The organism is Aquiflexum gelatinilyticum, assembly GCF_024741135.1.
GTDB classification, from domain to species: Bacteria; Bacteroidota; Bacteroidia; order Cytophagales; family Cyclobacteriaceae; genus Cognataquiflexum; species Cognataquiflexum gelatinilyticum.
The window spans coordinates 250653-276088 of the sequence record NZ_JANSUY010000003.1; the positions used below are offsets into that span (position 1 = coordinate 250653).

The following is a 25436-nucleotide window of genomic DNA, read 5'->3' on the forward strand; positions in this document are numbered from 1 at the left end:
ATTAAGTGATTTTTTTGAAATACCTGGTCATAACTTTTGGATAATATTATTTATTTACTTGAAAATCAATCTTATATTCTGTTTTATATCATTCTGAATCAGAAGAATAATTAACCTTAAATTCTTCGATTTTTGCTTTTTTGATAACACCAAAAAATAGGCATAAGATTGAGTGTACTCTAGTTTTGTTATTTAAAAGAATAACGAAATGATGAGAAAAATTTACGGTTTACCATTTTTGATTCCCTTTTTGATTTGTTCCTGTCAAAAATCACCAAACACAGTCACGGAAGAGGTAATTGAGGTGCCTCAAAAAGTTAAGCCGTTATTTGTGACCGACTCGGTCATATATGATACCGACGATCCTGCCATATGGATTAATAGTGAAGATCCTTCCAAAAGTCTGATTATAGGCACAGACAAAGATGCTGATGGGGCCTTGTTTGTTTTTGACCTTGAGGGAAAAAAAATAGATTCTCTGACAGTCAAAGGTCTCCAAAGACCCAATAATGTGGATGTTTCCTACGGTTTAAAAATGGGAAGTACCTTAGTAGATTTTGCTGTAACAGGAGAGCGGATGACTTCCAAACTCAGGTTTTATTCCCTTCCTGAGATGAAAGAAATACAGGTTGGTGGATTGGAGATCTATAAGGAAGAAACCGGAGAAATGTTTCGTGACTTAATGGGAGTTGCCATTTATCATGACAAGTTAAATGGAAAACACTATGTCATCGCCGGAAGAAAATCAGGACCCACCGATGGAACCTATCTATGGCAATATGAAATCATTGGATCTGATTCAGGAATAAAACTTGACCTAGTCAGAAAATTTGGCAACTATAGCGGAAAGAAAGAAATCGAATCCATTGCAGTAGACAATGAATTGGGCTATATCTACTATTCAGACGAAGGAGTAGGGGTGAGAAAATACTATGCCGATCCCACCAAAGGAAATGAGGAATTGGCACTTTTTGCGACAGAAGGATTTACCCAAGACCACGAAGGAATATCCATTTACAAACTTGACGAGAAGACGGGCTATATTCTTGTTTCAGATCAGGAAGTCAACCAATTCCATGTTTTTCCAAGGGAGGGCGCCCCATCCAATCCTCATCAACATGACCTGATCACCATCATCAAAACATCCACTGTTTCCAGTGATGGTTCTGAGGTCACTAGTATGCCTTTAAACAGCAATTTCACAAAAGGACTCTTTGTGGCCATGTCAGACGATAAAACCTTCCAAATATACAGATGGGAAGACCTTGCAGGCAATATCCTAAAATCCAAAAAATAAAACTATCTAAACTTTATATGAAAATACGTTTACAACTTATTTTGATGCTAAGCTTGATCCTGTTTTCAGGACAAATTTTGGCGCAGGCTACATTCAGGGGAAAAGTAATCGATGACCAAAACCTTTCACTTCCAGGGGCCAACATTGTTTTGGAGGGGACAAATAAGGGAACTGTCACCAACCAACTTGGGGATTTTGTGATTCAGGGTGTTCCTTCCGGCAAGTATAATGTAGTAGTTTCCTACCTAGGATATACCTCATTGAAACAAGAAATTACACTTCAGGATGGGCAGACATTGGAAATGAGATTTCAGATGATGCCCGGAATTTTGGAAGGTGGCGAGGTAATTGTTTTTGGAGATAGACTTAAAGGCCAAGCAAGAGCCTTAAACCAACAAAAAACCAATTCAAATATCACCAACATCGTCGCGGCAGATCAGATTGGCCGTTTTCCAGATGCAAATATCGGAGATGCTATAAAAAGGATTCCCGGTATCACCATGCAAAATGACCAAGGTGAAGCTAGGAACATCATCATTCGCGGCATGGCTCCTGAGTTGAATTCAGTCATGATCAATGGAGAAAGAGTTCCATCTGCAGAAGGTGATAATAGAAGAATTCAGATGGATTTGATTCCTTCTGATATGATTCAGACGATAGAGGTCAATAAAACCGTGCTTCCGGATATGGATGCCGATGCCATCGGCGGTGCAGTGAATCTTGTGACGAGAAAAGCTCCTAACGGACTCAGAGTTTCAGGTACAGCGGCATCAGGCATCAATTTATTGACAAATAAACCTATCTGGACAGGTGGTTTGATAATCGGGGACAGGATTGCAAATGACAAATTGGGAGTGATTTTTTCAGGGTCCTACAATAACCATAATTTCGGATCTGACAATTATGAAGCTCAATGGGCGGAGACAGATGATCCCAATAATCCTGTTGTTGTAAATAATTTCGATATCCGAAAATATAATGTACAAAGGGTAAGAAGGTCAGCATCATTGGCTTTGGATTATGATTTCAATAAGAACCATTCGATAGTATTCAATACCATGTACAATTGGAGGGATGATTGGGAAAACAGATACAGATTTAGAGTGGACCGTACTGACAGGCCTTTTGAATCAGGAGATTTTACAACCTTGGCTCCAAATCTTTTTCAAATGAGAGGAAGGACTGCCATTCAGACAAAAGGTGGGATTGATAATGACAGGGTTAAGAATGCACGTCTGGAAGACCAAAGGGTAATCAACACCACGCTTTCAGGAAGCCATATTTTCAACAAATTGAAAATGACTTGGAACGGAACTTATGCCAAAGCTTCAGAAGATAGACCAAATGAAAGGTATATCACACATAGAAGTAATGCAGATGTTATTTTGGACATCAGGGATCCTTTTAAAGTTTTGACTACATTAGTCAACCAAGATGATGCATTGGGACTTGGTCTCAATGAAATCTATGAATCCAATAACAATACTTTCGAAGAAGACCTAAACGGCAGGGTGGATTTTACCATGCCGTATGCAGCCAACAAAGGAATATTGAAATTTGGCGGAAGGGTGAGGTCAAAATATAAAGAAAGAACAGACTCATACGATGTCTATGATCCGATTGTGGATTTGGGTCCGGGTGGAAATAATCTGGGTTCTTTGCCTTATAGCTTTCAAAATGACAGGGTGTTTCTAAACGGACCTCAATATGTTCCTGGAAGATTTGTCGACAAAGAATTTTTGGGAGGATTGGACCTAAAAAATGAGTCATTGTTTGATTATGAAGACGCCGTGGCTGAATATATTACCGGAAACTACCAAGCTTCTGAGACCATTTCAGCAGGCTATGTGATGACTGATTACCAGTTCAACTCCAAGCTTTCAGGTATTTTTGGATTGAGATTGGAAAACACCAACCTGGAATATCGAGGTTATGAATTTGATGAAGATGAGGAGACTTTCACCCAATCAGCGTCTGTTACTCAAAATTATTCCAATTTTATGCCAGGAGCCCACTTCAAATATGATATCAATGAAAACAGGATTTTGAGACTGGCTTGGGCCAATACCATCGCCAGACCAAATTATTTTGACTTGGTTCCTTTTGCCATATTCAGTCCTGAAAACCAGTCTTTACAAAGAGGAAACCCGAACCTAGTACCGACTACTTCAATGAATTTTGATTTGATGTTTGAAAATTATTATAAGTCAGTTGGTGTATTTACGGCAGGTGGTTTCTACAAAGACGTTGATAATTTCATCTACCAAAGCACCCAATTGAACGTTACTGATCCTCAGTTTGGTCAGTTAATTGAACTCACGCAGCCTGAAAACGGCGGAACAGCCAATGTCTATGGTTTTGAAACAAGCATCCAAAGACAGTTTGATTTTCTTCCTGGAATATGGAAAGGCTTGGGGATTTTTGCCAACTATACCTTCACTGATTCCAGAACTTCAGGAATTGAAGGTAGAGAAGATGATGAACTCAAATTACCGGGAACAGCAAGAAATATGTTCAATGCATCTCTTTCTTTTGAAACCGAAAAATTGGTCCTAAGGGTTTCTTTGAACCATGCAAGTGGTTACATTGATGAGGTAGGTGGATCTAATTTTGAGGATATATATTATGACCGTCAGACCTTCCTCGATGTCAATGCATCTTATGCAATCACCAAAAACTGGAGGGTATTTGCAGAAGCCAACAACTTGACCAATCAGCCTTTGAGGTACTATCAAGGAATCAGAGAAAGAACTGCCCAAGAAGAATATTACAATGCCCGGATCAATTTCGGGGTGAAGTTTGACTTGTTCGACTAATTAAAGACCTTAAAATAAACAGAAAAACCTCCGAATTCGGAGGTTTTTCTGTTTTTATACTTTGAGTATAAAAATGAAAATAGTGACATTTTCAATTAACCAATTAATCATTCTTAAGGCTTCAAAAAGAATCTCATTTTTTGCTTTCCTGTACTTCCAAGTCCGACGTAAAACTTGATTGCTCGGACATTGAATTCCGGGGTTTGCCATTGGATGTTGACACATTTGTTTTCTTTGGCCACTTCACGGATTCTACGCATGATTTCGGCGCCGATGCCCGTACTTCTACATTTTTCATTCAAAAAGAGACAGTCCATATACAAAAACGGAGCCGCATCCCAAGTGGAAAAATCAATGGTATAGGTGGTAAAACCCTCTGCTTTTCCATTTATTTCTACGATCCAACAGTTTAGTTTTTTGGTTTTTCCGAAGATGGCTTCCCTGAGGCCCTCAATTTTTCCTTCAGGAGAATAATCTGATTTTTCATGCTCGGCATGTGCAGCGCACAATTTTACCAAATCTGACAAATCCTTTTCTTCACAAGGTCTGATGATATAGTCCATGGGTTTTTTTGGTTAGGATAATGGAATTTTTGTGTCTGTAAAATGGGTAAAAAAATTGATATCTCTAAAAAAGGATTGATAAAATCCTCATATAAACTCATAGCTGGGATAAATAAAAAAATAAAACATCATGCCTGATAGGGCAGAGGCAATGATAAAACTGATTCCAAGTATTTTTAAATATTGCAGGAATTCACGGGTTTTTCCATCGTCCCCTTTTTCAATTCTATATCCTCCCGGAATATATCCCTGTACCAAAGCTAATACAGCCAAAAAATAGCTTGCCATCAAGAAAATAATACTGAAAAGGATGTGGGTCATTTTCAAAAGAATATTATTTGGTCAAATTAGTAAATTGATGATTTTAAAATTCGACATTTTGGAATGGTAACGATTAATTAACCTTGAGTTGATTGTTTCTTCATGTATACTTGAAAAATGGAGATTACAAATAGCATAATAATTCGTTATGAAAGGGGTTTAAACCTTATATTTGGGATTAGCCAAGACATCAAATTCCAAAGCCCATCAAAAAGTTTGTAAGGATATTTCTAAAAACTTTAGGCATTACAATAGCTGTAATCCTGCTTTTGTTGGTTGGGCTTTTCTTTTTCATCAGGAGTCCTTGGGGACAAGATATCATTGTCCAAAAAGCTACCAAGTATGTTTCCAATAAAACTGGTACAGCCGTCAGGATAGACAAGCTTTTCATCACTTTCGTAGGAAATATTTCCCTCAAGGGACTTTATCTGGAAGATTTGAAAGGAGATACTTTGGTATATTCTAATCATCTGGAGACAGGCATTGAATTTCTGCCTTTGATCAGAAATGGAGAAATCAATATCTCAAAAATAGATTTGGATGGTTTGGTAGCCAATGTCAAAAGGGATTCTGTTTATCAGGATTTTAATTTTAGCTTTTTGGTGGATGCATTTGTCAGTCCGGTTGATAGTGCCAATTCTATCAGTGAGACAGACAGTGTAGCACCTTTTCCAGAGCTCTCTTTTGGTCCCATTGACCTTAAAAATGTCAGTCTGCACTATGATGATCAGGTTTTGGGTATAGACCTAATCGCAGGTTGGAAAGAAATCCGGATTGAGTCAGACAGATTCGATCTTAATAAAATGGATTTTGGGATTCAAAATGTACTGATCGACCAAGCAAACATCATTTACCTTCAGACCCATCCTTTTCCACCTTCGGAGGAGGTGGATACACTTTCTGTTTCCCCTTTGCCATTATTGGTTTTGGACATGGTTGAAATCCATAACAGCAAAATGGAATACACCTCAACACCTGATGGTATTTCTACAAGAATGAATATTGGGGATTTATTCCTATCCCTTCCCGAAGCCAATTTGGAGGAAAACAAAATCATGCTAAAATCCTTGGCTTTGTCTGATTCCAAGATTGACTTGAGGATAAATCCGGATGACATCGGTCAAAATGTAGCACCTAGCCAAGAATCGGCAGCTTTTTTATGGCCGGATTGGTGGGTGGAGGTTGGCTCTCTCAAGCTGGAAAATGACGAATTCAATTTTTATTCAGGAGGCGGTGTGGTCAAAAAGGGTGTTTTTAATCCTGAAGCAATCACTCTGTCAAAGTTAAACCTCCAAGCCCACAGCCTTTTTCTGAAAGATCAAAAAGCAAAAGCTGCCATAGATGATTTTTCCCTAATAGAAGGAAGTGGATTGGAACTACAAACACTAAAGGCCAAACTCGGGGCGGATGACAATAAAATCAACATAGAAGGCATCGATGTCCAAACAGGAAAATCCTTGCTGAAAGGTGATTTTTTGATTACCTATCAAAGTTTGGATGGATTTATCAATAATCCTGAGAAAGCAGGTTTTGATATCCAGTTTAAGCAATTTGAAACGGATGCATCCGAAGCCCTCTTTTTTGTACCTGAATATAAAAATGATATCTATTTCAAGGAATTAACAAGGAACGGGCTAAAAGCCTCCGGGTCAATTTCAGGGAGTCTGGCAAGATTGAATATTCCTGCATTTGACTTGTCCTATGGGAAGCTTACCAAGTTAAAAATCAGATCAGCCGGGATAGTAAATGCAGTTGATTTTGAAAGAATGTCTGTTAATATCCCGGACTTTACTTTTGAAACCAAAGGTAGGGTAATTGAATCATTTTTGGAAGATGGGAGCTATCAGATTCCCGAAGACATCAAACTAACTGCTATGGCAATCGGTGGTTTTGAGGATTTCAAAACAGAAATATTACTGGAAACAAGTGAAGGGAATGTGTCTTTGGAAGGAACGGTCAATGGAGATGAAGTCTATTTTGTGAATTCTACATTGAATGTTCAAGAATTAGACCTTGGCAAAATCCTCGACCTTCCACAATTGGAGCCCATCAGTCTCGTCTCTCATCTAGAAGGGAGTGGCTCGGGATGGTATGATCTGGAAGGTTTGATGAAAGTTGATTTTGGCAATCTGGCTTGGGAGGATATTGACCTTTCTCAGCTTGGATTATCCCTTTCTGCCAAAGATACAGTGGCCACATTACAAGCTGTATTTTCAAAGGAAAATGTTGATTTTGACTTCAATGCCACTGCTAAAATAGATACGGTTTCACCTGAATTAAACTTCTTGTTGGATGTAAAAAAACTCAATACGCAAGCAATCGGGGCTACTAAGCAAGATATCGATACTAACTTTAAGATTTCAGGCGAACTTTCAGGAAAACCGGAAAATATGACTGCCGGTATCGAGATCTTTGACAGTTTTTTTCATTTAGAAGGGAGAGATTTTCCTATAGGACTGATAAAGGTGGATTCCCGTCTTTCAGATCAGCTGTCAGATTTGAAGGTTCAATCTGATTTTTTAAATGGTTTTTTTACAGTAAACAGTTCATTATCAAATCTTTCTCTTTCCCTTGAGAATTACTTTAATAAGGTGATAGTGGGCCATTCGGAATTGGCTGATAGTGTAAATGTAGTTGCCAAGTCCGAATTCAAATTTCTCTCCACACCTTTTATTGACCAACTTCTGCTCTCGGATATTGACCAGATGGATACCCTTCTGTTAAAATTTGATTTTAATTCTGCTTCTCAAAAATTAAATACATTAGTTAGGTTGCCCCATTTGCTCTACCTAAATGCAGGCATCGATACATTCAGGCTGGATTTGGACGGAGATGCATCGACATTGAATTTTGATGCAAGTTTTGACAGGTTTTTTTATGATCCGGTAAACATGGGCCAAACAAGATTGCATGCAGACTTCCGGGATCAAAAAGTAAATTTTTCCTTTAATTCAAAATACCAACAAGAAACTGTAATCAATTTTGCAGCCCAGGTTACCAATCTTGGGGATACTATCCAAGTCAGGGTTTTGCCTGAATCCCTTATTTTCAATAAAGAGAATTGGGAGATTCCCTCCAATAACCTTGTGACTTATGCTCCAAAATCTTTGAATTTTCAAAACGTTGAATTCAGAATGGAGGAGCAGTATTTTGGGGTGAAAAATGATTTTCCCAACCTGGTAGAAGAACACCTCGGGATAGGTTTTCGAAACTTCGCCTTACATACCGTGTTTGGATTTCTCAATCCCGAAAATCCCATTGCTGAAGGGGTGGTGAATGGAGATTTTATTGCTGTAAATCCATTCCATGCTATAGGATTGGTTGCTGATCTGACCATCAGTGATTTTGAATTGGCAGATATACCATTGGGGATTCTTGAATTAGAGGCAAAAGCCTTAAGTCTTCAAGAATACGACTTCAACCTTGCCCTGAAAGAAGGGAAAGTGGATTTGGATATTTTCGGATCAATTCTGGCGGATTCTTTAAATACAAGTCTTGATCTGGACCTGAAGCTCAATGCTCTGCAAATGTCATTTTTGGAAATTGTTTCTGACAGCGCTTTGAGGGAGGCAAAAGGTTTTATCACGGGAGATTTTAAAGTTACTGGATCAGTTAAGGAACCTGTTTATGAAGGGGCCATTGGTTTTAAAGATGTTGGCTTTTTAGTAAGCCAACTGAATACTAGCTTCAATTTTCCTGACGAATTGATTAAACTGGACAATCAAGCGGTGTATTTCAACAACTTCACCATCAAAGATGCTGAAGGAGACTCCTTTATCACCAATGGTAGGATCATTACTGAAAACATTGCTGATGTGGGCTTTGATTTAAAGCTCAAAACGCAGGGCTTTCAGGTAATGAATTCTACCAGAAAAGATAGCGATCTTTTTTTTGGTAAAGCCAATGTAGATCTTGATTTACAGATTGGCGGTACCTTTTCCCTTCCGATGATCAATACGCAACTCAAAGTAAATGAAGGGACTGAAGTGACATTTATTGTGCCTGAGGACAGGCTTGACTTGGTAGAACGGACAGGTGTCGTGATTTTTGTAAACCATCAGGATCCCTATGACCTCATTTACCAAAGGGAAGGAGACCTTACCACGCAGGGCATCAAAGGGTATGATGTCAAAGCAAACCTCAGGATTGACCCAAAAACGGTGTTTAACCTCATTGTCGATGAAAGGACCAATGATAACCTCAAAATCCAGGGAGAAGGTGATTTGAATATGATGATGAACCCTAACGGAGACATTTCCATGTCAGGCAGGTACGTAGTAAGAAGCGGACATTATGAAATGAATCTCTTCAACCTGGTAAACAGGAGGTTTGAACTTGCCTCGGGAAGCACGGTGGTATGGAGAGGGGATCCCTTGGACGCAACCCTTGACCTGACTGCCATCTATAATATCAGGACTTCTGCAGCCGAACTGATGCAGGCTCAACTCAGCGGGACTGACAATGATACCAAAAGCCAATTCAGACAGGTGCTTCCGTTTATGGTTTACCTCAAAATTGATGGGGAATTGATGAAACCTGAAATTTCATTTGAGCTTGATCTTGCCGAACAGGAGAGGGGCGCATTTGGCGGTAGTGTTTATGGAATGATCCAGCAGATCAACGAACAGGAAGATGAACTTACCAAGCAGGTATTTTCATTGTTGGTACTTAACCAATTCTTCCCTGTGATGGGAAATGACGGATCGGGAGGTGGATCTGTTAACCTCGCCCGCACCTCTGTCAGTCAGGTGCTTTCAAGCCAGTTGAATGCCTTGTCGGGAAAGCTTTTCGGAGACACAGGGTTTTCATTGGATTTTGACCTAGATTCCTACACTGACTTCCAGACCGGAGCAGGCCAAGACCGCACCCAATTGAATGTGGCTGCCAAGCAATCACTACTTGACGACAGACTTGTCATCTCAGTGGGAGGTCAAGTGGATGTAGAAGGAGGAAATCAGGAAGTGAATCAGGCAGATGCACTTTTTGGAGATGTAAGTGTGGAGTACCTCCTAGATCAGCGAGGACAATGGCGGGCAAAAGCCTACCGCAAAAACCAATTTGAATCCGTCATTGATGGACAGTTGGTGGTCACCGGAATATCACTTATTTTCAATAAGGAATTCAACGCTTTTAAAGAACTTTGGAGAAGAAGTGTCTTAGATGGAGTGAAGAAAGAAGAAAATGTGGAGGTGTCTGAGGAAAAAGAGGAGGATAATAAAATGCCACAACATGAGTAAGCAGCCATCAATCATATTGTCTATTTTTCTCCTGCTCAGCTTCTCCTGTGGGGTCAAAAAATTCATTCCCGAAGGTCAAAGGCTTTACACGGGACATGTCCTGAACCTTGAAGCTCCACTTACCAAATCCGAGAGATCCAACCTCCAAAGTGATCTCGATAACCTCGTCAAACCTGAACCTAATGCCAAAATTTTGGGAACAAGGTTTGGATTGTGGGCGCATTACAAAAGCAGCAAAGAAAAGCCCGGATTCATAAATAGATTTTTGGGAAAAAGATTTGGGGAGAAGCCGGTTTATCTCAGTGACGTGCAGCCTGAGCGAACCACGGGGATATTGATAAACAGGTTAGAGAATATGGGGTATTTTTTTGGTGAGCCAAAATATGAACTCATTGAAAATGGCAAATTCGTAAGGATAGAATATACTTTAAGTTTTGGAGAACCTTATCGCCTTGAAACCTATCAGCTTCTAGGAGATTCTTTGGAAGTCATTCAAGAAATAAAAACCTCGCTTGATAAGACCGATTTGGTCAAAGGAAGTAAACTGGACCTGGACAATTTAAAAAAGGAAAGGGAGAGAATAGATTTGGAACTCAAATCAAAGGGCTACTATAATTTCAATGGGGATCTTTTGATTTTCGAAGCTGATACCAACCAATATGAGGACAGGAGATTTGACCTTTATTTGAGACTCAAAGGGAATACACCTGTCAAATCCAAATTTCCCTACACGATTCAGGATATCAAAGTATTTCCAAACTATGCCATCAATGAAGATATCACGGATCCAGATACTGTAAATATCAATGGGATTGACATCATTCAATCTGAATTGGTTTTTAAGCCGGACTTACTGGCCAATTATATTCTGTTCAGGGAAGGTTCAAAGTTTGATCCGCAGATCTCCCGTCAAACATCCAATAGGCTTTCTTCCATCGGAAATTTCAGGTATGTCAATATTTCATTTGAAGAAGCAGACAGTATCAGAGGTGAGGATGGAAACTATCCGCTAAATGCCCGGATTTTACTTTCTCCTCTCAATCAAAGGTCGGTACGTGCAGAGGTTCAGGGAGTCACCAAGTCAAACAGTTTCGTGGGGCCTGCATTGCAGCTCAACTTCCAAAATAGGAACTTATTTAAAGGAGGCGAAATATTCAATCTGACAGCAAAGTTCGGATATGAAGTGCAATTGCAATCAGGAGACAGGCAAGCGCAGCAATCTATTGAGTTCGGATTGCAGGGTTCTTTGGTATTTCCGAGAGTTCTTTTCCCTGTCCCTGTTATGAACAGGTTCAAATTTGCGATTCCCAAAACCAGGATTACTGCAGGAGTGGAATATCAGAACAGGACAGACTTATATCTTCTCAATTCCTACAATACTTCTTTTGGTTATTTCTGGAACATCAATAAATACACCTATCATGAGTTCAATCCTATCAGTGCAAGCATTGTCAACCTGATCAGAACCACTCCTGAATTTGATGAAATATTGGAATCCAATCCTTTTTTGCGAAGAAGTTTTGAACAACAGTTTATCCTAGGGATGAATTATACTTTCAATTACAATCAACTGGTGGATACCCATAGGAAAAATGCGATATTCTTTTCGACGACAATAGACCTTGCAGGTAATTTTTTGAAGGGAATCAACACCCTGTTGGATACGGAAAATCCGGGATTTGTATTCGGACTGGAATATGCCCAATTCGTCAAAAATGAGATGGACATCAGATTTTACCACAAATTTTCAAAGGAAAGTATGATTGTCACCAGACTTTACGGTGGAGTCGGGGTTCCTTTGGGCAATTCGGTATCCCTTCCTTTTGTGAAGCAGTTTTTCTCAGGAGGTCCCAGAAGTGTCAGGGCATTTAGAATAAGGTCATTGGGACCGGGTATATTTTTACCTGAAGACGCAAGTACAAGTGGGTTTTTTGACCAAGCAGGTGATATCCGGCTGGAAGGAAATGTGGAATTGAGGTTTCCACTTAACAAGTACCTAAAAGGAGCGGTATTTACGGATGCGGGTAACATCTGGCTTTTCAATGAAAATGATGCCCTTCCCGGGGGTAAATTCTCCAGAAATTGGGCAAAAGAACTAGGTGTAGGGGCAGGCTTTGGACTCAGGATAGACATCAATCTTTTTGTATTGCGGTTTGACCTTGCTTTTCCTGTCCGCAAACCCTGGCTACCTGAAAACGACAGGTGGCTCGATACCTTTAATGTATTGGATGCTGCATGGAGAAGGGAAAATATGGTGCTTAATTTTGCAATCGGTTATCCTTTCTAAAATATAGATATATGCTTCGCGATATAATTTGAAATATGCCTTCGGCGATATTTAATAGATATAAGCTACACGATATAAAGGGATATATGCCTTCGGTGATATTTAAAAGATATAAGCTTCGTGATATAGGTTGATATAATGCCTTCGGCGATATAAATTTTCCAATCATCAAACCTATCCCTTTATTTTTAGCGTTTATTTTTAAAGAATTTATTTCAACTTTATTTCTATCTATTTCTACCTTATTTCATTTAATTTCGATCAATTCCATTTTTACCTGGTAATCGGCTGAGGGAATACGGCCATACTTTCATGTCCATCTGCACCAACCGCCTGTACGGCAAAGAAATAATTGTCTTTCGAATAGGGGATTGTCAAAGTAGTTGATTCTGTATAAAATTTCTTTTCCCATGTTGCCGAATCTGTTTCCCTCATCAATACATAATAACCTTTGGCTTTTCCTTTAGCAGGAACTTCCCATCTAAGGGTGGAGGTGTTGCTAAGTTTCCTGACATCAATCCCGACAGTTTGCGGTTCGGAAGGTGCTGAAGCCATTGAATATAAAGATGCCAAGTTGATCCCTGTCACTTTTCTCATGTACTCAAAATCCACGAACTCGGGCAAATCACCATATTGGATGCCATTTTCTATCCGGACATTTTCATGTTGGTGGTAATAGTTTTCATTCATTTCGCAGACCCTGATGGCTGTAAATCCTTCTCTTGCAAACGGTGTATGGTCTCCACCTCTGAGGAAACGGTCATTTCTGTAAACCAGTTTCACTTCCAGCTGATCGACATACCTTTCACCGACTTCTTTCATATACCTAGCAAGCTGACGTGATTTACTGTCGTTTTCTCCGTTGGTATACCGCCTGATGGCCGCCATCTGCTCAGTTTCTGCCGCAGGTACGCCCTCAGAAAAGATCCTGACACGCGTATTGTCATTAATATTGGTTTCTGATGAATTGGAGTTTCCGATCATATCATTGTTGAGCATCGCCACAAGATTCCAGTTTTCCTTTTTTGCTTTTTCAGCAAGGTAGGCAGCTCCTTTGAGGCCTTGTTCTTCACCGGAAACAGCCACAAAAATGATAGTGGAAGGATAAGATTTTTGGGACATTATCCTTGCCAATTCGATGACTGCGGCCACACCCGATCCGTCGTCATTGGCTCCGGGAGCATCGATATTGGTGTTCATCACATCCAAAGCCCTGCTGTCCACATGGGCGGAAATGATAAAAACCCTGTTGTCATTTGGATCAGTACCTTTGAGAGTAGCCATCACATTTGCGGATTGGACATCAGCAGGGATTCTTCTGTTGTCAGCAGGTATGGTATAAGTATCAAGGAAAGCTGTCAGCCTGCCACCGGATGTAGCTTCGAAGGATTTGAAATGGTTGAGCACGTATTCTTGGGAAGCAGAGATTCCATCTTTCGGATTGTTGGGACTAAGCGTATGGCGGGTTCGGAATCCGGCAAGGTCTCTGACATATTTTTCAAGATTGGTTGCGGATATCTCTTTGACCATCTTTTCTATCTCGACATCACGGTGGATGATTTGAGTCTGTGCGTTTGCAAAATTAAAAGCAAAAAAAGCTGCTATGAGTAAAATTTTTTTCATAATGGGTAATGCTCAAGGTGAATGGGTTAAATTTACCTTTAGATACCTCAATTTTAAAACAGAATTACATGAACGAATTATTAGTACCCCGCGAAGGTGAATACCAGTCATATTATACCGGATATGTGTCTTGGGTAAAAGGGAAGGATATTCCTGTTTTACTTTTGGAGCAAGTGACAGAGATCAGAAATTTTTATCAGGAAATGGGAGAGGAAAAAAGCCTTTTGGCTTATGAGCCTGGAAAATGGACTGCCAAAGAGGTTTTGGGACATATTATAGATACGGATAGGATCATGGCATTCAGGGCTTTGTGCTTTGCAAGAGGCGAAAAAGCATCTCTTCCTGGTTTTGACCAAGACCAATATGTGGCAACTGCTGATTTTAACCTAATCCCGCTTTCGGCATTGTTGGAAGATTTTGAATTGTCAAGAAAGGCATTGGTCTCACTTTTGAATTACCTGCCGGAATCTTCCTATTCCAATATCGGAAATGCCAATGGTTTTCAAGTTTCAGTCCGTGCGCTCTTTCATATTATTGCCGGTCATGCCCAACATCATCTGAATGTTTTGAGACAAAAATATGCCTGAGTTACTGCCTCGAAAGTAAGGATAATGAAAATTTAACCTTAGAGATTGGGTAAAAATGATTAAGTTTGTAGAATTTATCCAATAAAAAAATTTTAAAAACTATGCAAAGAACACGCGCACAAGAATCACGGGCAGCCATCGAAAAACTCTATATCACCATGAGACACCTGTTTATGAGGGGTTCTTACAAGCCGATGGGAGTTTCCGGTGAGTCGCTTGTAGATTCACTTTTGGTGTTGAGTCCTGAGATTTATGGGCTGTTGGGCGACGATGAAAAAATTGAATTGGACGGGTTATTGTACGTAATGGAGCGCCTTCCGAGAGGAATCGAACAATGTCGCTATATCAGGTTGATCAGCAGGGAAGGATATGAAAACTCTACTTTTTCGGCTATCATCCCTGCCAAACGGAAAAGAAACTGTTACCGTGTGGATCAGGATCAGATGTATGTCGAAATGACCCGCGGTCGATCAGATATTTATGATATCCTCACGCACATTACTTTTCTTTATATCGAATCAGAAAAAATCAAATCCAACAGCACAGACCATAAAGGAAGAATAGACCTAAACTGGGAAATGTTGGAAAAAACAGTCGAGAAAGAAGTGAACGGTGAGGAGTTTGACAGAGAAGTGGCTTGCTCTTATCTCAGTCATGTGATCGGAAGGACATTTGATGAGACCCACGAGGCTGTTCAGAAATTTGAATCTTCTCCGCACACAAGCAGCCTTTTTTCGATTGTATACCACTTAGGAAAACTTGCTATGGATGAGTTTTTCAACGGCAAAGACAGGGAGATATCCTTTTCGTCTACTTTGAGACAGCGGGTTGGGCATCACGTATACGGGGAGTTATGGGCCAATGCGATCAAATCAGTTCTTTTTGAAGCGGGATTGATAGAAAGGCCAATCCATATTATCTCTGCCAATCTCCATAGTGTGGCTAACACCATCTATGGACATCAGGCATTGGGATTAAATTCTTTCGAAGAAATAGAAAAAATCGCCATGGATATCAGTACCGGGGCAAAAGTCAATAAAGGCAAAGAGATTTGGAACTTTGCTTTGAAAAATGGCCTCATTGAAGTTCATGATACTTCAGGTACCAATATCAACGTGCAGCTCATTGATACCGCCAAAATGTCCAATGATTCCCTTATTCCCGGAGTCAAAATCGCTAAAGAAGACAAAAAGAAACCTGTGATTCTGATCATGGATTATGCATTTGGTGAGCAGGCTTATGAGTGCTTTGATGAATTGCTCAAACCTTATGACCATATCAATGGTAAGTCTTATCCTTTGAATGTGCTTTCAGCTTCTATTATGGGAAAAGCAGGAATCCTTACCGGAAAAAAAGGGGACATCATGATCCCCACAAGCCATGTTTTTGAAGGAACAGCTGACAATTATCCTATCAGGAATGAATTGAAAAAACAAGACTTTGAAGGATATGGCTTGGGCGTGTTTGAGGGTACCATGTTTACGGTTTTAGGTACTTCACTTCAAAACAAGGATGTACTTAGCTACTTGATGGAATCAAGCTGGCAGGCCATAGGTTTGGAAATGGAAGGGGCGCATTATCAGAAGGCCATTCAATCAGAAAGTAAGATCAGGCAGAACATCTCAAAAAATGTAAAAGTGCTTTATGCGTATTACGCATCTGACAATCCTTTGGAGACAGGAAGCACCCTTGCATCAGGCGCATTGGGTATGGAGGGGGTCCGTCCGACTTATCTAATAACATATAAAATTTTGGAAAAATTATTCAAATAAAATATAGTATTTATTTTATTGTGATTTTTTGTTGAAAAACAGAATTTTCTCTTGATTATAGGAGGAGATTCTGTTTTTTTATTTTGCTTTATTCCATAAAATATCGTTGTGCGATAAATCATACTATTTAATGATTTTCATCATGTTTTAATGAGATGCATATCCCCAATTTAGCATCATCAAACAAACACAACTGATTATGAAAAACAGATTGAAGACGATATCAACGATAATGGTTTTTATCCTGATATCAGCAATTTCGACAATTCAAGCACAAACTAAGTACACGCTTTCAGCCTCACCAACTTTAAAAATAGACGGCGGATCTAGTTTGCATGACTGGACTATGACGACCAATACCGCAAAAGGAGAAGCCCTTTTGGTAGTGGAAGGCAACCAACTCAAAGGCGTGAAAAGTGCTTCGGTATCTGCCCAGGCTGAAAGTCTAAAAAGTGGGACGAAGGGTCTGGACAACAACGCTTACAAGGCCCTAGACACAAGCAAGAACAAAGAAATCCGCTTCACTTTAAAAGAGATCACTGGCAGCGGAAGCAGTTTTCAGGCAAAAGGCGATTTTACAATCGCGGGAGTCACAAAACCTGCATCATTTCCTGTCAAAGTTACCCAAAGTGGAAACAAATTTACTTTTGAAGGAAGCTTTGATACAAAACTTACAACGTTTTCCATCACTCCGCCAACGGCCTTGATGGGAACTGTAAAAACAAGAGACGAAGTCAAAATATCATTTAAAACAACATTTCAACCTATCAATTAAAACCTTTACATCATGAAAAAGTATTTTATTGCTGCGATCGCTTTTGTGGGGTTATCCTTATCCACATTTGCCCAAGGACTACAGAGAGACTTGCAATTCTGGAGACCTTATGACCAAAGAGGTATCAATATTTTCGAAACCGGAAAAGCTGATACTATCGAATATGAAGGAATGAAAGTTCGTATTGGGGGTCATTTCACCCAACAATGGCAAAACCTAAGCCATTCAAACACTGCAAATGAAGTGTTGAATGCCAATAATGTGAACCTAAACAAATTAGCAGATATCGGTGCAGGTACCAACCTTGCCACTGCCAACCTTAACATTGACGTGGCCTTGGCAGATGGTTTGAGATTGAACCTGATTGCTTACTTGTCTTCTAGACACCACCCTGAAACCTGGGTAAAAGGTGGCTACTTACAGGTGGATAAATTGAGCTTTCTAAACGTAGGCAATACCGACTGGTTTGATAAATACCTTACACTACGAGTGGGACACATGCAGATTAACTATGGTGATGCCCAATTCCGAAGAACTGACAACGGTAACGCTATGTACAACCCGTTCATCGGAAACTACATTATGGATGCTTTCACTACAGAAGTTGGTGGTGAGTTGTTCTTCCAATCTAACGGTATATTGGCCATGGCTGCTGTCACAGGTGGTGAAATTCAAGGTGGTGTAACAAATCCTGCTGCAAGAAAGCCTTCATTTATCGGTAAATTGGGATACGACAAACAACTTTCTGACGATTTGAGAGTGAGATTGACAGGTTCTGTCTACACCACTTCAGGTTCAGCAAGAAACACTTTGTGGGGTGGTGACCGTGCAGGTTCAAGATATTACCTAGTGATGGAAAATACCTTGGCTTCTACTTCTGCCAACTTCACCTCAGGACGTATCAACCCAGGTCAAACAAATAACATCACTGCCCTAGTGGTCAACCCTTTCATTAAATTCCACGGATTGGAACTCTTTGGTAACTTCGAGCAATCAAAAGGTAGGGCTGCTAACGAAACAGTGGACAGAACTTGGAAACAAACTGGACTTGACCTTGTCTACAGATTTGGTAGAAACGAAAAATACTACGTTGCAGGAAGGTATAATGAAGTCAACGGTAAATTAGCAGGATCAGGATTGGATGTAAGCCTGGACAGAATCCAGATCGGCGGCGGATGGTTTGTAACCAAAAATGTTTTAGCTAAATTGGAATACGTTCAGCAGAACTACAGTAACTTTGCTGCTACAGATATCAGAAATGGCGGTAAATTCAATGGCCTCATGATTGAAGGTGTAATTGGATTCTAATAATAAATTAGCATGATGCGTATCCTTCTAGCCTTGATTTTGATTCTCCTGAATCCCGAAACAAAAGAGAGAGAGGTAATAGTTACCAGAAAGATGATCACAGTAAGTGGTCAGACCTCGATCGGCGGATTTAGCTGTGATTATTCAAAAGTAGGCTTGAAGGATACGTTATTTATTGACTTTGAAGGAACACCAAAAGAAATGGTTTTTGATATCCCGGTCAGGGATTTTTCCTGCGGCAATTTTTTGATAAACCGGGATTTTAGAAATACAATAAAATCAGACAAATTCCCCTCAGCCCGTGTCAAAGTACAAAACCTCAAGTCCAATTATGGACATTATACCTGCGATCTTTCAGTAACCTTAGTAGGAAAAAAATTAGATTTTTCATCCCTTGTTTTGAAAAGAGTTCCCGAAGGACTTCACGCAAATCTGATTTTGAGTTTTGAAGAACTGAATTTGGAAGCACCAAAAAAAATGGGGGGACTTGTCAAAGTTGAAGAAAAACTTACCTTAGATTTTACATTAGGTTTCTGAATTTGTTTTCGGGTAAATGCATTTTTTATTGTAGTAGATTGGTTTAATGAGCATGATATTTTTAGACTGAGAGAGTCAAGCCCTTTTCCTGTTATTACCTGAGTTTGTTATTGAATAAAGTTAAACTTTCAATTTTCAAAATTAGCTATGAAAAATACCAAAATTTTGATGCTTATAGCCGCTTGTTTTGTTTGGATGGCTTCGATTATTCATCCACTGCAAGGACAGACTTCCTACACGCTTTCTCCATCTTCTGAACTCAAAATCGTGGGCAAATCAAATATCAGGACCTGGACCCTTACCTCAACTTCCGCAATTGGGAAAGGTCAGTTTTTGATTGAGGGTACAGAGTTAAAAGAGATCAAAAGTCTTTGGGTAGAAATGGAATCTGAGAGTTTGAAAAGCGGGAACAAAGCACTTGATAAGCACGCCTATGAAGCTTTGAAAACAGAAGAATACAAACACATAAATTTTAGCCTGAAGGAAATCAAAGGTTCGGGCTTTCTTTTGGAGGCGAGAGGAGATTTGTCAATTGCAGGAATCACCAAGGAAGTAAATTTTCCTGTGAAAGTTAGTCAGGAAGAAAATCGGATCAATTTTAAGGGTGAATTGCCAATTAAATTTTCTGATTTCAAACTCAATACACCTACCAACTTGATGGGCTTGATAAAAACTTTGGATGACGCCAAAATTTATTTCAATACTGATTTCACGAAGTGACCATCCTCATCGGTTAGAATAAAATATTTGGCTCAGATTTTCATTAGGTTTTCCAAAGCCACATTCACTTTTTCAAAATCAAACTTCTGAATTGCCTTTTCCATCTTTTCAGTGATTTCATTTGAGCAAAGATTTCCGATACTGCCTTCATGGGTATGGGCCACTTGGTTCTGATCGGGATAGAATTCGCCTTTTTCTATATCCATGCCGACTTTTTTATACGCATCACGGAAAGGCATTCCTTTTAATACCAGATTATTGACCACTTCAACGCTGAAAGCATGTCTGAAAAATGGGTCTGCAAGGATGTTTTGTTTGACTTTTATTTCATTCAACATGAAAGTACTCATCCTGATGCAATCCAATAAATTTTCAATTCCCGGAAAAAGAACTTCCTTCAACAATTGAAGGTCTCGGTGATAACCTGTGGTGGTATTGGTCAACATCAAAGTGATAGTATTCGGCATTCCTTGAAGTTGGTTGGTTTTTGCACGGATCAATTCAAAAACATCGGGATTCTTTTTATGGGGCATGATGCTGCTACCTGTGGTCAGGTCATCCGGAAAGGTGATGAATCCAAAATGCTGGTTCATAAAAATACAGACATCCGCAGCCAATCTATTCAAAGTTCCTGAAATACCCGCTATTGCAAAAGCGATGGTCTTTTCTGTTTTACCACGGCTGTTTTGAGCGTTGATGACATTGTGGTGGAGGTCGTCAAACCCAAGAAGTTTGGTGGTCAGTGTCCGGTCCAATGGAAAAGAAGACCCATAACCTGCTGCCGAACCAAGTGGGTTTTTGTTGGAGAGTCTGTAAGCTGCATAAAGCAAATCCAAATCCTCGGTAAGACCTTCTGCAAAAGAACCAAACCATAAACCGAAAGAAGACGGCATCGCCAATTGGGTATGGGTATAACCCGGCATGAGATCGTTTTTATGTTTCTCTGAAAGTTGGATCAATAAGCCAAAGAGTTCCTCGGTAGCTTCTACGATTTCTCTGATGGCCGCCCTATAATACAATTTGAGGTCTACCAAGACCTGGTCGTTTCGGGAACGGCCACTGTGGAGTTTTTTTCCGGCTTCTCCATACCTGTGTGTCAATAGGAATTCAACTTGGGAGTGGACATCTTCCACACCTTCTTCAATTTTGAACTGCCCTTTTTCTATTTCCAGATAGATTTCTTTCAGTCCTGTTTTTAGCATTATCAGGTCATCAGCTTCTAATAAGCCAATTTTTTCTAACATGATGGCATGTGCCATTGAACCCAAAACATCAAATGGTGCAAGAATGACATCAAATTCAGGATCTCTGCCGATAGTGAATCTTTCAACTTCTTTTTTTGAGCCTGTATTTTTTTGCCAGAGTTTCATGGTTGGTAATTGAGTTATTGGTTAATAAGTAACTTGTTATTGAGTTATTTGAAATAAATGGAAATAAGGCGGAAATAGAAATGAAATAAGGTCGAAATAGTTCTTGAGTAATTTTAGGGTAATTGGAAGTAATTTTCAAGTAAAGCAATGTATCCGTGGATCCCTTCTTGGATTTCTTTGAAATAAATGAATTCGTCTGCGGTATGTGAACGTGCAGAGTCCCCTGGTCCGATTTTGACTGAAGGAAAGGGAATCAAAGCTTGGTCCGAAAGGGTAGGGCTACCGTAAGTTTCTAGACCCAACATTTTCCCTACTTTCAATATTTTATGATCATCGGGTACTTTTGAGGAATTCAACCGGAGTGATCGGGGATTCAATTCAGCTTTAAGAATGTTCTTTAATTCAGCGAGTGCCTCTTCCAAAGTATAGCTGTCAGTGACTCTGACGTCAAGTGTATAGGTACAGGTATCAGGGACAACATTGTGCTGGGAACCTGCTTGAATGATGGTCGCGGTCACCTTGGTTTTTCCCAGATAAGGAGATTCCTTTTTGAATTGGTACTCCCGCAATTTATTCAAATCATCCAGAGCTTTATATATCGCATTTTCACCTTCTTCCCTTGCCGCATGTCCTGCTTTTCCTTTTACAGTAGCGTCAATGACGAGCAGTCCTTTTTCTGCCACAGCCATTTGCATCAAAGTTGGTTCTCCTACGATGGCGAGTTCCAATTCCGGAAGTTCGTTCAATATACTTTCTACGCCGTTTTTTCCCGATATTTCTTCCTCAGCCGTAGCCGCCAAAATCAGGTTATAGGGAATATCTTTTTCGTAAAAATAACAGAAAGCCCCAATCAAACTTACTAAACATCCGCCTGCATCATTACTTCCCAATCCATAAATTCGGCCATCTTCTATGATTGCTTTGAAAGGATCTTTGGTATAACCCGCATTTGGCTTGACTGTGTCATGGTGAGAATTAAGTAGTATGTTGGGTTTTATGGGATTAAAAAGCTTGTTAAATGCCCAAATGTTATTTCCTTTTCGGTGGGCTTTGATGCCCATTTTCTCTAAAAAATCGGCAATTAAGTCTCCGGTTTTTTCCTCTTCCTTACTAAATGACGGAGTCTCTATCATCGAAACCAACAAAGAGATGGCCTCTTCATAAAGACTTTGGAACGAAGGATTGGAGTAATTCATAGTGAATTTATAATTTACCTGACTCGAGGTCAGTATAAGTCGTAGCGGTGTTTTTCGATAGTGGTACCCGAAAGTTTTCCTTTTGCTGCTAACAGAAGATTTTCTGCTTTTCCAATCCAAACAAAGTTGACTCCCTTGTTCAAGGCCGCGAAGGCGTTGTCCAATTTTGGGATCATACCAGAGTGGATGACGTTCTCTTTTTTGAGCTCAGCGTAGATTTCCTCATTGATCATGGGGATGATCGAGTTGTCGTTATGTTCATCGATCAGGACCCCTGACTTATTAAAGCAATAGTAAAGGTTGACTTTGTGGTTTTTGGAGAGGTTGGTGGCAAGCTCGGATGCGATGCTGTCGGCATTGGTATTTAGTAATTGGCCTTTCTTGTCATGGGTAATGGCACAAACCACCGGAATGATATCCTTATCGAGGAGCATTTGGATCAGGTCTACATTGACTTCCTTGATATCCCCCACAAATCCATAATCGATCGTTTTGACAGGTCTTTTATCAGACCTGATCAGGTTTCCGTCCGCGCCGGTCATACCAATGGCGTTTTGTTTGAGACCTTGGAGTTTTGCGACTACCTGTTTGTTGATCAAGCCTGCATAGACCATGGTCACTATATCAAGCGTCTCCTTGTCTGTAATCCTTCTTCCGTCCACCATTTCGGGCATGACCCCGAGGCTTTCGCCAAATTTGGTGGCCATGATTCCTCCTCCATGAACAAGGATTTTCTTTCCCGGAAATCTGGAAAAAAGGAAGAGAAACTCTTCCAACTTTGCCGGAAAGTCAATGACATTTCCTCCGATTTTGATGATGCTGATATTCATGATTTGTTAGGTTTGAGCTGATGGGTTTTTCCACTAAGGTTAGACCCCAGATTATTTTTGATCCAAAATATGGCTGATCACTGATTGGGCTGCGAAAATTCTATTATGTGCCTGTTGCATGACAAGGCTTCTTGGTCCGTCCAACATCTCATCTGACAATTCAAGATTTCTCCTTACAGGAAGGCAATGCATAATTTTGGCATTCTTGGCATGTTTTAGATGCTTTTCTGTCAGCATCCAAGAACTGTCCGTATTTAGTATTTTACCATAATCATTGAATCCTGACCAGTTTTTGACATAGACAAAATCAGCTCCTGCCAAAGCTTCTTTTTGGTCAAGGACGATATTTGCTCCTTTGGTAAAGTTCTCATCCAATTCATATCCATAAGGGTGGGTGATGGTAAGGTCATGACCGCATCCGATGGCCCATTCTGCAAATGAATTTGCAACTGCATGAGGAATTGCTTTGATATGCGGTGCCCATGTAAGGACTACTTTTGGTTTTTTATCAATTCCCCTGTTTTCATGGATGGTTACCATGTCTGCCAGACTTTGCAAAGGATGGCGGATCGCAGATTCCAGGCTGATGACTGGGATTCCGGAGTATTTGATAAATTGGTTGAAAACAAAATCCTCCAAATCTTCCTGCTTGTTGGTCAATGAAGGAAATGCCCGTATCGCAAGGATGTCAAAGTAAGAACCCAATACACCTGCTGCATCCCTAATATGTTCGACAGTGCCTTTGTTCATGGTGACACCTTCCCGCATTTCCAATGCCCATCCTTCTTTGTCCATGTTCATGACGATGGCTTCCATACCGAGTTGTTGTGCAGCAATTTGGGTACTCGCCCTTGTTCTGAGTGAGGGATTTAAAAAAATGCATCCAATTCTTTTTCTTTGACCTTTAGCCTGATCGATCCAAGGATCCCTTTTGTAATCAAGTGCCTTTTGGATGAGTTTTTCTGCGGTGGCTTTATCTTCAAATTTGGTAAAGTGCATCATTTTTATTCAATTTCTATCCAAAATTAATGGATGGGATGGGGTATGAATTTGAAATCAATTCAATATTTCTTTTAAACTACCTATAAACGAAGATAGCTCATTCGGTCCAATATTTAAAGGTGGAAGCAATCGAATGGTCTGTTTTCCTGCTGAACTGCCTGTGAAAATTTTGTATTTGCTCACCAATTCAGAACGAACAGGGGCAGCGTCCCTGTCAAGGTCTACTCCAATCATAAGTCCCTTTCCTCTGACTTCGGTCACCCCGGAGATTTTTTTCAATTCCGAAATCAAGAATTCTCCCATTTTCTCTGCGTGGGGCAGGAGATTTTCAGATTCTATTACTTCAAGCACTGCCAATCCTGCTGCACAGGCTAGGTGGTTGCCTCCGAAAGTCGTCCCCAAAAGACCGTAGGAGGCTTTGAAATCAGGATGAATCAACACGCCTCCGATTGGAAAACCGTTACCCATCCCTTTTGCCATCGTGATGAGGTCAGGGACCAAACCTTCCACCCATTGATGTGCAAAGAATTTTCCTGTTCTCCCATATCCTGATTGTACTTCGTCAAGGATCAGTTTTGCGCCATAAGTTTTTGCCAATCTTGAAACCTCCCATAGAAATTCAGGGGAAGGAACATGGATGCCGCCGACACCCTGAATACCTTCAATGATGATTCCTGCAATGTTTCCTACTTTCAACTGGTTTTCTACCGCTTCAATATTTTCCCAAGGAAGGATAAATACATCAGCCCTTTGATTGAAAGGGGCTACGATTTTTGGATTGTCTGTCAATACAACAGCACCAGAAGTCCTGCCGTGGAAAGCACCTGAAAATGAAATAAATCCGGATTTACCTGTTGCGAAGGAAGCTAATTTCAATGCATTTTCATTGGCTTCTGCTCCGGAGTTGCAAAGGAAAAGATTGAAGTCAGGATATCCCGACATTTCCCCCAATTTCTTGGCTAGTTGTTGCTGGACTGGGATATGGACAGAATTGGAATAAAAAGTGATCCTGTCCAATTGGTCTTTGATTCTTTGGTTGAAATGGGGGTGGCTGTGTCCGATGGAAATCACAGCATGGCCTCCGTAAAGGTCTGTGTATTCGTCTCCTTTTTCATCCCAAAGTTTTGACCCTAGCGCTTTTACTGGGGTGACATTGATCAAAGGATATACGTCAAATAGGTTCATGGTTGATAGG

The 25436-nt window shown here is 40.2% G+C and carries 18 protein-coding genes; 10 read left to right on the forward strand and 8 right to left on the reverse strand.

Annotation, left to right across the window (positions count from 1 at the left end):
- The first annotated feature begins 211 nt into the window (after window positions 1-211).
- Together NU887_RS07150 and NU887_RS07155 are read left to right on the forward strand one after the other, a co-directional pair.
- On the forward strand, window positions 212-1297 hold the full coding sequence (locus NU887_RS07150; RefSeq protein ID WP_420839730.1) for a phytase: 1086 nt from the start codon (window positions 212-214) through the stop codon (window positions 1295-1297).
- 17 nt (window positions 1298-1314) lie between these two features.
- Window positions 1315-4113, forward strand: coding sequence for a TonB-dependent receptor (locus NU887_RS07155; RefSeq protein WP_258422688.1), 2799 nt, complete (start codon window positions 1315-1317; stop codon window positions 4111-4113).
- A gap of 113 nt (window positions 4114-4226) precedes the next feature.
- On the opposite strand, the gene NU887_RS07160 is transcribed toward NU887_RS07155, so the two are convergent.
- Window positions 4227-4676: a GNAT family N-acetyltransferase gene (locus NU887_RS07160; RefSeq protein WP_258422689.1), complete on the reverse strand. Its 450-nt coding sequence runs from the start codon at window positions 4674-4676 to the stop codon at window positions 4227-4229.
- Window positions 4677-4763: 87 nt separating this feature from the next.
- Window positions 4764-4997, reverse strand: a complete 234-nt coding sequence (locus tag NU887_RS07165; RefSeq protein ID WP_258422690.1) for a hypothetical protein — start codon at window positions 4995-4997, stop codon at window positions 4764-4766.
- Window positions 4998-5269: 272 nt separating this feature from the next.
- Between NU887_RS07165 and NU887_RS07170 the strand changes: the two genes are divergently transcribed.
- The gene (locus tag NU887_RS07170) at window positions 5270-10234 is read left to right on the forward strand and encodes a translocation/assembly module TamB domain-containing protein (RefSeq protein WP_258422691.1); all 4965 of its coding nucleotides are present in this window, start codon (window positions 5270-5272) and stop codon (window positions 10232-10234) included.
- Window positions 10227-12521, forward strand: a complete 2295-nt coding sequence (tamL, locus tag NU887_RS07175) for a translocation and assembly module lipoprotein TamL (protein ID WP_258422692.1) — start codon at window positions 10227-10229, stop codon at window positions 12519-12521. Before NU887_RS07170 ends, tamL begins: the two co-directional genes overlap by 8 nt.
- A gap of 273 nt (window positions 12522-12794) precedes the next feature.
- Here the strand turns inward: tamL and NU887_RS07180 are convergent, their stop codons facing one another.
- Window positions 12795-14144, reverse strand: coding sequence for a M28 family metallopeptidase (locus tag NU887_RS07180; protein ID WP_258422693.1), 1350 nt, complete (start codon window positions 14142-14144; stop codon window positions 12795-12797).
- Between the two features lie 68 nt (window positions 14145-14212).
- Here NU887_RS07180 and NU887_RS07185 point away from each other — a divergent pair, with 68 nt between their 5' ends.
- From NU887_RS07185 to NU887_RS07210, 6 genes are all read left to right on the forward strand, one after another.
- Window positions 14213-14731 (forward strand): DinB family protein, encoded by a 519-nt coding sequence (locus NU887_RS07185; RefSeq protein ID WP_258422694.1) that lies wholly within the window; start codon window positions 14213-14215, stop codon window positions 14729-14731.
- A gap of 101 nt (window positions 14732-14832) precedes the next feature.
- On the forward strand, window positions 14833-16503 hold the full coding sequence (locus tag NU887_RS07190) for a DUF6909 family protein (protein ID WP_258422695.1): 1671 nt from the start codon (window positions 14833-14835) through the stop codon (window positions 16501-16503).
- A gap of 199 nt (window positions 16504-16702) precedes the next feature.
- Window positions 16703-17278: a YceI family protein gene (locus NU887_RS07195; RefSeq protein ID WP_258422696.1), complete on the forward strand. Its 576-nt coding sequence runs from the start codon at window positions 16703-16705 to the stop codon at window positions 17276-17278.
- A 12-nt stretch (window positions 17279-17290) separates the two neighbouring features.
- Entirely contained in the window at window positions 17291-18586 is a 1296-nt protein-coding gene (locus NU887_RS07200; RefSeq protein ID WP_258422697.1) for a hypothetical protein, read from the forward strand.
- Between the two features lie 12 nt (window positions 18587-18598).
- Entirely contained in the window at window positions 18599-19123 is a 525-nt protein-coding gene (locus tag NU887_RS07205; RefSeq protein ID WP_258422698.1) for a hypothetical protein, read from the forward strand.
- A gap of 147 nt (window positions 19124-19270) precedes the next feature.
- Window positions 19271-19843, forward strand: a complete 573-nt coding sequence (locus tag NU887_RS07210) for a YceI family protein (RefSeq protein ID WP_258422699.1) — start codon at window positions 19271-19273, stop codon at window positions 19841-19843.
- A 32-nt stretch (window positions 19844-19875) separates the two neighbouring features.
- Here the strand turns inward: NU887_RS07210 and argH are convergent, their stop codons facing one another.
- The 5 genes from argH to NU887_RS07235 all read right to left on the reverse strand — a co-directional run bounded on the left by argH (window position 19876) and on the right by NU887_RS07235 (window position 25426).
- A complete protein-coding gene (gene argH, locus NU887_RS07215) occupies window positions 19876-21213 on the reverse strand; it encodes an argininosuccinate lyase (RefSeq protein ID WP_258422700.1) in 1338 nt (445 codons plus the stop codon).
- A 113-nt stretch (window positions 21214-21326) separates the two neighbouring features.
- Window positions 21327-22409, reverse strand: coding sequence for a M20 family metallo-hydrolase (locus NU887_RS07220; RefSeq protein WP_258422701.1), 1083 nt, complete (start codon window positions 22407-22409; stop codon window positions 21327-21329).
- Between the two features lie 29 nt (window positions 22410-22438).
- Window positions 22439-23239: an acetylglutamate kinase gene (argB, locus tag NU887_RS07225; protein WP_258422702.1), complete on the reverse strand. Its 801-nt coding sequence runs from the start codon at window positions 23237-23239 to the stop codon at window positions 22439-22441.
- Between the two features lie 51 nt (window positions 23240-23290).
- Complete coding sequence (locus NU887_RS07230; protein ID WP_258422703.1) at window positions 23291-24241, reverse strand: N-acetylornithine carbamoyltransferase; 951 nt, start codon at window positions 24239-24241, stop codon at window positions 23291-23293.
- 54 nt (window positions 24242-24295) lie between these two features.
- Entirely contained in the window at window positions 24296-25426 is a 1131-nt protein-coding gene (locus NU887_RS07235; protein WP_258422704.1) for an aspartate aminotransferase family protein, read from the reverse strand.
- Window positions 25427-25436 lie beyond the last annotated feature (10 nt).